This is a genomic window from Carboxylicivirga sp., from assembly GCF_982718395.1.
The window spans coordinates 19,915-29,445 of the sequence record NZ_CEXQWX010000070.1 but is presented as its reverse complement, the minus strand read 5'-3'; the positions used below and the strand labels follow the sequence as shown (position 1 = coordinate 29,445).

Below are 9,531 nucleotides of genomic sequence, written 5' to 3'. Positions count from 1 at the left end.
TAGGTCGAATGGAACAAGATAAAGTTGGTGCTTTGATGTTCTGGGAAACAAATCCGGTTTACCATGCACCACTTCGTGGCCGAACAGAAGAGGCGATTAAGAAAGTGCCACTTCGATTAGCTGTTCAATCACAACAGACCGAAACATCCCTACTTTGTAATTATCAGTTACCTGCTCCTCACTTTTTGGAGCGTTGGGATGATACAGAATTAGTAAATGGCGTTTACACATTAACTCAGCCTGCTATTCGTCCGTTATTTAAAACACGTACAGCACAAGAGAATCTGATGGCTTGGGCTGGTTTTGAAGGCACCTACTACGATTTTATTAAGTTATGCTGGAAAGAGAATATTTATAATTCAGCTATATCCAAAGGCAAACAGTTTGAAACATTCTGGAAGGTGAGCCTGCGTGATGGTATCGTTACAGATGAAGGCAAGACTTCAGAAAGTGTAATATATGCTGGTGCTGATGTAGCATCAATTATTCAGAAGAATAAGTCCGCGAAATCAACCAACGATCTTGAACTGGTATTGTATCAGAATGTGCCGATTGGTGATGGTACACTTGCTAATAACCCTTGGTTGCAAGAATTACCTGAACCTGTATCACGTGTTTGCTGGGACAACTATGTATCTGTTTCACCTGCCTTTGCCGCTCTTCGTGGCTGGACACAAGGTGATGTGGTGGATGTCAACGGTGTTGAATTACCTGTTTTGATACAGCCGGGTCAGGCGCGTAATACCTTAGCAGTTGCAGTGGGTTATGGTCGTTCAAATGCCGGCCGCACTGCCAGTGATCTGGGTAAGAATGTTTACCCATTTGTAGAGTTAAATAATGGTCACCGCTCATATGTAGTGTCAAAAGTTGATGCTACAGCAACAGGATCAACTTATGAGTTAGCTGCCACACAGTCGCACCACTCAATGGAAGGTCGTGCTTTAGTTCGTGAAACTACCATTGCTGAGTATCTGGAGAATCCAGCGTCGGGTAACGAAATGCACGAGAAAATAGAAAAACTACATACGACTTTATATAACAAACATGAGTACAAAGGCCATCACTGGGGAATGGTGATTGACCTGAATTCATGTATTGGTTGTAATGCTTGTGTTGTTGCCTGTTCGGCCGAAAACAATGTGCCAGTGGTTGGGCGTAATGAAGTACGCCGTTCACACGAAATGCATTGGATTCGCTTAGACCGGTATTATTCTGGTGATACAGATAATCCGGAGGTAGTTCGCCAGCCAGTGATGTGTCAGCATTGCGATAATGCGCCTTGTGAGAATGTTTGTCCGGTAGCGGCAACAAACCACAGTTCGGAAGGTATTAACCAGATGGCTTACAACCGTTGTATCGGAACACGTTATTGTAATAACAACTGTCCATACAAAGTGCGTCGATTCAACTGGTACGATTACACTGGGGCTGATTCGATTCCAAACAACCGTGTTGATCCGGCAGGTATGACACTTGACTTGAAACGTATGGTATTGAATCCCGATGTAACTGTTCGCGCGAAAGGTGTGATTGAAAAATGTTCGATGTGTATTCAGCGTATTCAGGATAAGAAACTGAACGCTAAGAAAGACGGTCGACAGTTGGCTGATGGAGAAATTAAAACCGCTTGTCAGCAAACCTGTCCTGCTGATGCTATCACTTTTGGTGACATGAATGATCCAAACAGTAAAGTGTCTAAGTTATTGAAAGATGCACGTCGGTATGGATTGTTAGAAGAGTTGCACACTTTACCATCAGTGGTGTACCTATCGAAAGTAAGAAATAAAGACAAAAATAAAATGCTAAGCTAATGTACGTATCACCAGTAAGAGAGCCGCTCATTAGCGGAGAAAAAAGCTACAGTAAAGTTACCGAGGATATATATGCCCCGATGACCGGTAAGCCAGGCAAATTTTGGTTTGGTGGCTTAACATTGGCATTGATTGCGCTGGGATTCGGACTGTTCTCCATTTTCATCACCGTATGGGATGGAATTGGAACTTGGGGATTAGATAGAACCATTGGTTGGGGATGGGGAATCACCAACTTTGTATGGTGGGTAGGTATTGGTCACGCTGGTACCTTTATCTCTGCCATCTTGTTGTTGTTCCGTCAGAAATGGCGTACATCCATTAACCGAAGTGCGGAGGCAATGACCATTTTTGCCGTAATGTGTGCCGGTTTATTCCCGCTCATTCACATGGGACGTTTACCTTTAGGTTTCTTTATCTTCCCTTATCCAAATACACGTGATGTGTGGGTAAACTTTAACTCACCATTGTTGTGGGATGTATTCGCCATCTCAACATACCTGACTGTTTCCTTATTATTCTGGTACATGGGCTTAATACCTGATATTGGAACAATTCGTGATCGCTTAAAAGAAGGAATTAAAAAGAAAGTATATTGGTTTTTGAGTTTTGGATGGACAGGTTCAGCCCGTCACTGGGCTCGCCACGAATCAATGAGTTTGATATTAGCTGGTTTGGCAGCTCCACTCGTATTATCGGTGCACACCATTGTAAGTTTTGACTTTGCAACTTCGGTTATACCCGGATGGCATACCACCATTTTCCCACCTTACTTTGTGTCGGGTGCGGTGTTCTCAGGTTTCGCCATGGTATTAACCCTGATGATTATTACGCGTAAAGCAATTAATCTGGAGGACTACATTACCAAAGCTCACCTGGAGTCGATGAATAAAATTATCATCGCCACTGGTTCCATTGTGGGTATCGCATACATCACTGAGCTGTTTATCGCTTGGTACTCGGGTGTGGTTTATGAGCAATATGCTTTTGTCAATCGTGCCTTTGGGCCATATTGGTGGGCCTACTGGATTATGATGACCTGTAATGTAATTACTCCACAGTTATTCTGGATTAAAAAGATACGTCGCAGTTTTGCTGCCACCTTCGTCATCTCCATTTTTGTGAATATAGGTATGTGGTTTGAGCGATTTGTAATTATTGTTACATCGCTGCATCGTGACTTCCTGCCTTCGAGCTGGAGTATGTATTCACCAACATGGGTTGAGGTTGGTATATATGTTGGAACCTTCGGGTTGTTTTTCACCCTGTTCTTCTTGTTTATTCGTTTCTTCCCGGTAATAGCGATTGCTGAGGTGAAGAGTGTATTGAAAACATCAACCGAAAAGTTTATTAAGAAAGGAAAGTAATTATGGCAGAAAAAGCTTTTGTTTCAGGATATTATCTGGATGATAAGGATTTGGTTGATGGAATCAAGGCCTTACAGGAAAAAAATATTGAGATAGCAGATGTTCGCACACCTTTCCCTGTTCATGGACTGGACAGAGTATTGAAGATGCGTCGCTCACGTTTGCCTCGTGCGGGATTTATTGCTGGTGTTATTGGGGCAACTATTGGATTTGGTTTTCAGGCATGGGTATTTACCGAAGCATGGCCACTTAATTTTGGAGGTAAACCATTTTTATCTGTTCCATCGTTTATTCCGGTGACTTTTGAGTTAACAGTTTTGATGGCTGCTTTTGCATTGGTATTTGGCTTCTTAATTAGCAGTAAACTAGGGCCTGGAGCTGACAATGTAATATTTGATGAAGAGGTGACAAACGACCGTTTTCAAATCTTATTGGAGGTAAGTGGAGGAAATAGTGAAGAGCTTCAAGCTGAATTACAATCAGCAGGTGCTGAAGGAGTAAAACATCATGATATTTAAATCCTGATACTAATTATTGAACTATGTATAAGTCATTTGAGTTTTCAAAAAAGATAAAGTCCTTTTTAATCGCTATAATAGTTATAGGAGCTGTACTTGCGGCTGCTGGTATTGCGATGAGTCTGGATCATACACACCGTATTTGGGCTAACGTATTGCTCAACGGCTTTTTCTTTACCGCTATAGCCTTAAGCGCTGCTTTCTTTGTAATTGTGCATGCACTGGGGGAGTCTGGTTGGCATACTGCTGTACAAAGAGTTCCTGAAGCTATGTCGTTATATGTGCCGATAGGAGGTGTATTTATGTTACTGGTATTGGTAGGTATGCACGATATTTACCACTGGAGTCATACAGAACATCTTGATGAGATATTGCAGGGTAAAAGTGGTTATCTGAATCCAATGTTTTTTAGCATTCGAACAGTTGCTTACATTATAATTTGGAGTCTGTTGGTAATGTGGTTCAGGAAGACATCATTAAAAACTGACGTAGATACTAATATCAAGTTATTCAATAAGCAAAGAACTATTGCTGGTATTTTTATTGTGATCTTTGCTGTTACAAGCTCAACTTCTGCCTGGGATTGGATCATGTCAATTGATGCACACTGGTTTAGTACCTTATTTGGTTGGTATATGTTTATCAGCACCTTTGTTTCAGCTGTTGCTTTGATTATTGTTCTTCTGTTTGTTTTAAAACGAATGGGCTATATGGAGCACGTTAATGATGAACATTTGCATGATTTAGGAAAATACCTTTTTGGATTTAGTATATTCTGGGCTTATTTATGGGTGTCACAATATTTATTGATCTGGTATAGTAATATACCTGAAGAGACCATATACTATGTGAAACGCATTCAGGATTTTGAAGGTGTGTTTTATGCTAATGTGATCATTAACTTCCTTGCGCCATTCTTAATATTGATGCCACGTGGTACGAAAAGGAAGCTTAACTGGTTAATTGCAGCTGCAATTATAGTATTTATCGGACACTGGATCGATATGTACCTGGCAATTATGCCTGGGTCAACGGGACATGCAGATTTTGGTATTCTTGAAATAGGAATGACGGTATTTGTATTGGGTATCTTTCTATTCGTGTTTTTCTCCAGTTTTGCAAAAGCACCTGTTGTGCCAGAGAATCACCCATTCTTTAAAGAAAGTTTTGATTATGACAATATTCGATAGAAATATGAAGTACTTGCATATAGTTAGAATGTTTGGTATCACACTGTTGGTGCTGTTTATTACTACAAGTTGTGATAAAGATAGAAATAAGCCGGGTTACAGCTATTTTCCTGATATGGAACAATCACAAGCATACGAGACTTATACCCCAAATCCCAATTGGGAGAATGGCCGAACAAATCAATTGCCAGTAGAAGGAACAGTTCCGCGTGAGATGATCCCATTTGATTTTGAAAAAACAGATGTGAATCGCACATGGGCTGGTCAAGAATTACAAAATCCGTATTCAGGTGATGCTTCTGTTTTAAAAGAAGGTAAGCGCCTATATGATATTTACTGCTTGCATTGTCATGGAGATATGGGTGATGGTAAAGGACATTTGTATACTTCCCAAAAGTACTTGTATCTGCCTGCTGATTTAAATTCAGAAAAGATTCGTACCAATCCTGATGGTGAAATTTTCCAGGTGATTACTGTTGGATACGGTGTAATGGGAGCTCATGGAGCACAAATCTTACCGGATGAAAGGTGGAAAATTATTTCCTACATTCGGGAGAAACTGCATCCGATGGCAAGTAAAGCTGCTGAGGAAAAGAAAAATGAAGCAGCAAATGCAGAAACGAATGCACCTGCTTAAATAATGAAAATTTTAAAGAAAAAGCCCAGTTGAAATATACTCAACTGGGCTTTTTCACTCCTGATTCCCAGTCTCCCAATTTAGCAACAATTCGAAACGTTCAGTATAGGCTTCTAAAAAACCGTTGTCGGCCTCTTATTGGTTGCTTTATATTTTTGTTTTTCAGCAAGAGCATTCTCAAGTCGAATACGATACCCATTTTTAAAAGACATTATATGTGCTTGTTCAAATCCCATATTTTGAACGATGGTCAGGAAGTTGGTTGCTTCTTCGTATTCAATAAATTCACCTAAGGTAAATTGGTTAATACTGTCATAGGTGTCTTGCTTTAATCCAAGCATGTTTTCTTTATATTCGCTTAAGTCAAGGTCTTTATAAGCACCAATCTGAATAGCAAATAAGATACCGTCATAATCTTCTTTGGGTAGTGCCGATTTATGTGTATTATATGTAATCTTCCGCAGTGAGTCGATGTTTAATTCTTTCTCAATATAAATGGTGTCAATCATCTGTTTTAAATTAGCCGCTTCTGTTTGATCAGGTACTTTTATGAATCCCTGAAGAAGTAAAAGTGAAAAGAGGGTAGTGGAAAAGGCAACAGTGAAATAGAACCACAATCGAAGATTACTAATCTTGGTAGTTTGTTTTTTAGAGGTCTCCCTTAATCGGGTTACTTCATTATTTAATGCCTCCACACGCAGCTGCAGCTTGTGCTCAGGCAATGTATTATCCGGTAACGACATTATTCGGGTGTTTAATGTTGTTACGAATTTAACGGATTGTTACTTAGGAATAAACGATCAGTAGCTAATATTAACTAACAAGATATTAACAGCTATTTATTGCCCCGCTCGGTTTAAAACTTCAATAATGGATGGATAAGTGTGATTTTTGATCTCATTCAGTTTATCTTCAGGTACCCATTCTGCTGAGGTGATGTTTTCTTCAGTTTGGGGTGTTGGCTTATTAAATCCAAAGTAATCCATAAAAAACCAAGCCGTTTCTTTTAAATAATGAACACCGTCTTGTTGGTATGTGTGAAAGGTGGAAAGTAAAGGGTGCCTGATGACAAGGTTGTCCAACCCACATTCTTCTTCAACCTCACGTATTGCTGTTTTACGAAAGGTTTCACCGGCTTCACATTTTCCTTTAGGTAAATCGTATAATCCTAATCGATGAATGATAAGATATTCATTTTTGGGATTGACGACCAAGCCTCCTGCCGCAGTGATGAATCTAAAGCATTTCTTTAAAGCGTTTAAGAGAAAGTCCTCATTACTTCCATAAACATAACCAGCTCTTAATTGCTCATTCATTTCAAAGGTTACAATGAAATTGTTTAGTTCATGGTGAGAGGTGTACTTGTGCAGAGCATCAAAGTTTTCAGAGAGATCCTGCTCCAGCTTGTTGGTTAAAAAAAGAGTTCTATCCTTGAAAAAAACTTTATACATTTGCGGTATGGAAAAATTAGCGGAAATCGTTGCCAAACAGTTGTTGCAAATAAAGGCAATAAAATTGCAACCTGCAACCCCTTTTACATGGGCATCTGGGTGGAATTCACCTATCTATTGTGATAATCGTAAAACGCTTTCTTACCCGGAAGTGCGTGATTTTATTAAGTTGGAATTCGCACGTTTGGTATTGGAAAAATATCCGGAGGTTGATGTAATTGCCGGAGTCGCAACCGGAGCTATTGCACAGGGAGCTTTAGTGTCAGACTCAATTAATAAGCCATTTATTTATGTACGTTCATCAGCTAAAGGTCATGGTTTAACAAACCTGATTGAAGGTGATTTAAAGCCAGGACAGAAAGTGGTTGTAATTGAGGATCTGATTTCTACCGGAGGAAGTAGCTTGAAAGCGGTAGAGGCAATTCGTGAAGCAGATGCTGAAGTTATGGGTATGTTAGCTATTTTCACATACGGATTTCCGGTTGCAAGTGAGGCTTTTGAAAAAGCAGGCGTTGAGTTAACAACTTTAAGCTCATATGAACAAATGATTCCTTTTGCAAGTGAATCAGGATATGTATCAGCCGAAGATGTAGCTACATTACAAGAGTGGCGTAAAGATCCGGCAAACTGGAAGAAGTAAAAGTTTATGGTTGTTAGATTCTGGCAGCCAGCTTAAAATATTAATCCTGAGCAGGTCTGTAATAGGCTTGCTCTTTTTTTCTTTGTGGCTTGTAAATCATCTAGCCTCTTGTTTCTAATAGTCTAATTATCTCTCAGATGACAACTTTCGAAAGCGATATAAAAAAGGCCAATTATCCGGCCGAAACAATGTTTAACTTTTTATCAGACTTTGACCATTTTGGTGAAGTAATCCCTAAGGATAAAATAAGTAACTGGCAATCATTTGGCGACAGTTGTCGTTTTTCAATTGATCCTGTTGGAGAAGTTGGTCTTCGGATAGTTGATAAAGAATCGCCAAAAGTGATTAAGTATACAGCCGAAGGTAAAACGCCATTCAATTTCTTTCTTTGGATTCAGCTGAAAGAGATGGCAGACGATGATACACGCGTAAAACTGACTATTAAGGCGGATATGAATCCAATGATTAAAATGGTAGCCAGCAAGCCGATTAAAAAGTTTCTTGAGGTATTGTCAGAAGCAATTGCCAATCACAAGTATTAAAATTATAAGCTGTCAGTTTTTGACTGACAGTAAAGCTATAAAACAAAACTTACTTCTTTAAAGGCATATTCCCTTTTCCTGCCACCTTTATCAACGAGTGTTAGCATACCCATTTCGTTAACATGATCAATTGATGCTTTAAAGATTCCCTCCTTATCTTTAAACAAATAAATACCATCCTTTCGGTATAAGCAATTAAAATAGGCCTTGTCGATTAAATCCAGACGATTAATCTCTAATTGATGATAGTAATGCTCAATGTTCTCAAGCAGTAACTCAAGTACATTTTCAATATTATAATTTTTTCCTGTTATTTGCTTTAACGAAATCGGGTTAGGCGCATCAGAAACAAATGTTTCCTGATTAACATTTAATCCAATGCCTGCAATGCTATAATCGAGTTGACTGCCTAAGATCGAATTTTCGATTAAAATACCGGATACCTTCGAATCATTGATGTAAATATCATTAGGCCATTTAATAGTTGCCTGAATATTGGTTAATTGTTTAATTGTATCAATCAAAGCAAGTGAAACAAGCTTTGATATATAAAATTGCAAATGAGGAGTCAGAAAAGCAGGTCTTAATAAGAGGCTAAAAGTTAAGTTTTTGTTAGCTTCACTTTCCCAGCTATTACCAACCTGACCTCTTCCTGCTATTTGATGAGCCGTGATAACAACAGTATTTTCAGCTAATTTCTTTTTTAGTAAAAGCTTTTTTAGTTCCGAGTTTGTCGATTCCAGTTGTGGATAAAATAGAAAATCAGGATGTGAATATGTCATCATTACAGTTTAGTGTGAAAAATTGACAGGCCAATCGGCTCTTTTTCTATTTAGCAAAAATAGGTGTTTAAAATTTTTTAAAAGTAGTATCTTTGAGCAAAAGTATATTTTGGGGTGTTTGCTTTAAAAGAGGGTTGAAAGTGAATACAGGTGTACTTTTAATCCAAAAAATATAGCTGCAATAAAGCAACAGACAAGAGTAGATTGCGAATGATTGAAGAAATTTATTCTGCTAAAAAATTAGCAGATGCCATTGTGGAAGGAATTCAAGATAAGAAGGGCACAAATATTGCTGTCTTGGATTTGTCAAAATTAGATAACACCATCTGTCAGTATTTTGTAATTTGTGAAGGTGAGAGTACAACGCAGGTAGATGCGATTGCTGATGGAGTTGAAGATTATGTGCGGGAGCAGTTAGGAGACAAACCGAATCATATTGAAGGAAAGGAAAATGCACTATGGGTTTTGATAGATTATTTTGATGTAGTAGTGCATGTTTTTCATAAAGAACAACGTGATTTTTATAATCTGGAAGGCTTATGGGCCGATGCTGAACGCACCAATATAGAAAACCTATTTTAACTAGAAAGTAA

Annotated in this window: 11 protein-coding genes; 8 read left to right on the top strand and 3 right to left on the bottom strand. The window is 38.8% G+C overall.

Translation table 11 applies throughout. The features are described 5' to 3' along the window. The 5 genes from AC4MRQ_RS13890 to AC4MRQ_RS13870 all read left to right on the top strand — a co-directional run. On the top strand, positions 1–1,811 hold a 1,811-nt coding region (locus tag AC4MRQ_RS13890; RefSeq protein WP_491198288.1), incomplete at its 5' end, for a 4Fe-4S dicluster domain-containing protein. Further along, the gene (gene nrfD, locus AC4MRQ_RS13885) at positions 1,811–3,178 is read left to right on the top strand and encodes an NrfD/PsrC family molybdoenzyme membrane anchor subunit (RefSeq protein WP_491198287.1); all 1,368 of its coding nucleotides are present in this window, start codon (positions 1,811–1,813) and stop codon (positions 3,176–3,178) included. The genes AC4MRQ_RS13890 and nrfD, both read left to right, overlap by 1 nt. Positions 3,179–3,180: 2 nt before the next feature. Continuing rightward, positions 3,181–3,696, top strand: a complete 516-nt coding sequence (locus AC4MRQ_RS13880) for a DUF3341 domain-containing protein (RefSeq protein WP_491198286.1) — start codon at positions 3,181–3,183, stop codon at positions 3,694–3,696. Positions 3,697–3,719: 23 nt separating this feature from the next. Next, positions 3,720–4,886 (top strand): hypothetical protein, encoded by a 1,167-nt coding sequence (locus AC4MRQ_RS13875; RefSeq protein WP_491198285.1) that lies wholly within the window; start codon positions 3,720–3,722, stop codon positions 4,884–4,886. After that, on the top strand, positions 4,870–5,523 hold the full coding sequence (locus AC4MRQ_RS13870; protein WP_491198284.1) for a c-type cytochrome: 654 nt from the start codon (positions 4,870–4,872) through the stop codon (positions 5,521–5,523). The genes AC4MRQ_RS13875 and AC4MRQ_RS13870 overlap by 17 nt, the downstream gene beginning before the upstream one ends. 113 nt (positions 5,524–5,636) lie before the next feature. Here AC4MRQ_RS13870 and AC4MRQ_RS13865 read toward each other — a convergent pair whose 3' ends face one another. Together AC4MRQ_RS13865 and AC4MRQ_RS13860 are read right to left on the bottom strand one after the other, a co-directional pair. Continuing rightward, entirely contained in the window at positions 5,637–6,266 is a 630-nt protein-coding gene (locus AC4MRQ_RS13865) for a hypothetical protein (protein WP_491198283.1), read from the bottom strand. A gap of 96 nt (positions 6,267–6,362) precedes the next feature. Then, positions 6,363–6,974, bottom strand: coding sequence for an NUDIX hydrolase (locus AC4MRQ_RS13860; protein WP_491198282.1), 612 nt, complete (start codon positions 6,972–6,974; stop codon positions 6,363–6,365). A gap of 7 nt (positions 6,975–6,981) precedes the next feature. On the opposite strand from AC4MRQ_RS13860, the gene pyrE reads away from it, so the two are divergent. Next, on the top strand, positions 6,982–7,614 hold the full coding sequence (pyrE, locus tag AC4MRQ_RS13855; protein WP_491198281.1) for an orotate phosphoribosyltransferase: 633 nt from the start codon (positions 6,982–6,984) through the stop codon (positions 7,612–7,614). Positions 7,615–7,751: 137 nt separating this feature from the next. Beyond that, positions 7,752–8,156, top strand: a complete 405-nt coding sequence (locus AC4MRQ_RS13850; RefSeq protein WP_491198280.1) for an SRPBCC family protein — start codon at positions 7,752–7,754, stop codon at positions 8,154–8,156. 35 nt (positions 8,157–8,191) lie between these two features. On the opposite strand, the gene AC4MRQ_RS13845 is transcribed toward AC4MRQ_RS13850, so the two are convergent. After that, positions 8,192–8,941 (bottom strand): biotin--[acetyl-CoA-carboxylase] ligase, encoded by a 750-nt coding sequence (locus AC4MRQ_RS13845; RefSeq protein ID WP_491198279.1) that lies wholly within the window; start codon positions 8,939–8,941, stop codon positions 8,192–8,194. A gap of 207 nt (positions 8,942–9,148) precedes the next feature. Between AC4MRQ_RS13845 and rsfS the strand changes: the two genes are divergently transcribed. Further along, complete coding sequence (rsfS, locus tag AC4MRQ_RS13840) at positions 9,149–9,520, top strand: ribosome silencing factor (protein ID WP_491198278.1); 372 nt, start codon at positions 9,149–9,151, stop codon at positions 9,518–9,520. Positions 9,521–9,531 lie beyond the last annotated feature (11 nt).

Bases quoted from the DNA above. Each gene is read 5' to 3' on its own strand.
- AC4MRQ_RS13880 (WP_491198286.1), top strand. From the start codon at position 3,181: ATGGCAGAAAAAGCTTTTGTTTCAGGATATTATCTGGATGATAAGGAT.
- AC4MRQ_RS13850 (WP_491198280.1), top strand. From the start codon at position 7,752: ATGACAACTTTCGAAAGCGATATAAAAAAGGCCAATTATCCGGCCGAA.
- AC4MRQ_RS13860 (WP_491198282.1), bottom strand. From the start codon at position 6,974: ATGTATAAAGTTTTTTTCAAGGATAGAACTCTTTTTTTAACCAACAAG.
- pyrE (WP_491198281.1), top strand. From the start codon at position 6,982: ATGGAAAAATTAGCGGAAATCGTTGCCAAACAGTTGTTGCAAATAAAG.
- rsfS (WP_491198278.1), top strand. From the start codon at position 9,149: ATGATTGAAGAAATTTATTCTGCTAAAAAATTAGCAGATGCCATTGTG.
- nrfD (WP_491198287.1), top strand. From the start codon at position 1,811: ATGTACGTATCACCAGTAAGAGAGCCGCTCATTAGCGGAGAAAAAAGC.
- AC4MRQ_RS13865 (WP_491198283.1), bottom strand. From the start codon at position 6,266: ATGTCGTTACCGGATAATACATTGCCTGAGCACAAGCTGCAGCTGCGT.
- AC4MRQ_RS13870 (WP_491198284.1), top strand. From the start codon at position 4,870: ATGACAATATTCGATAGAAATATGAAGTACTTGCATATAGTTAGAATG.
- AC4MRQ_RS13875 (WP_491198285.1), top strand. From the start codon at position 3,720: ATGTATAAGTCATTTGAGTTTTCAAAAAAGATAAAGTCCTTTTTAATC.
- AC4MRQ_RS13845 (WP_491198279.1), bottom strand. From the start codon at position 8,941: ATGATGACATATTCACATCCTGATTTTCTATTTTATCCACAACTGGAA.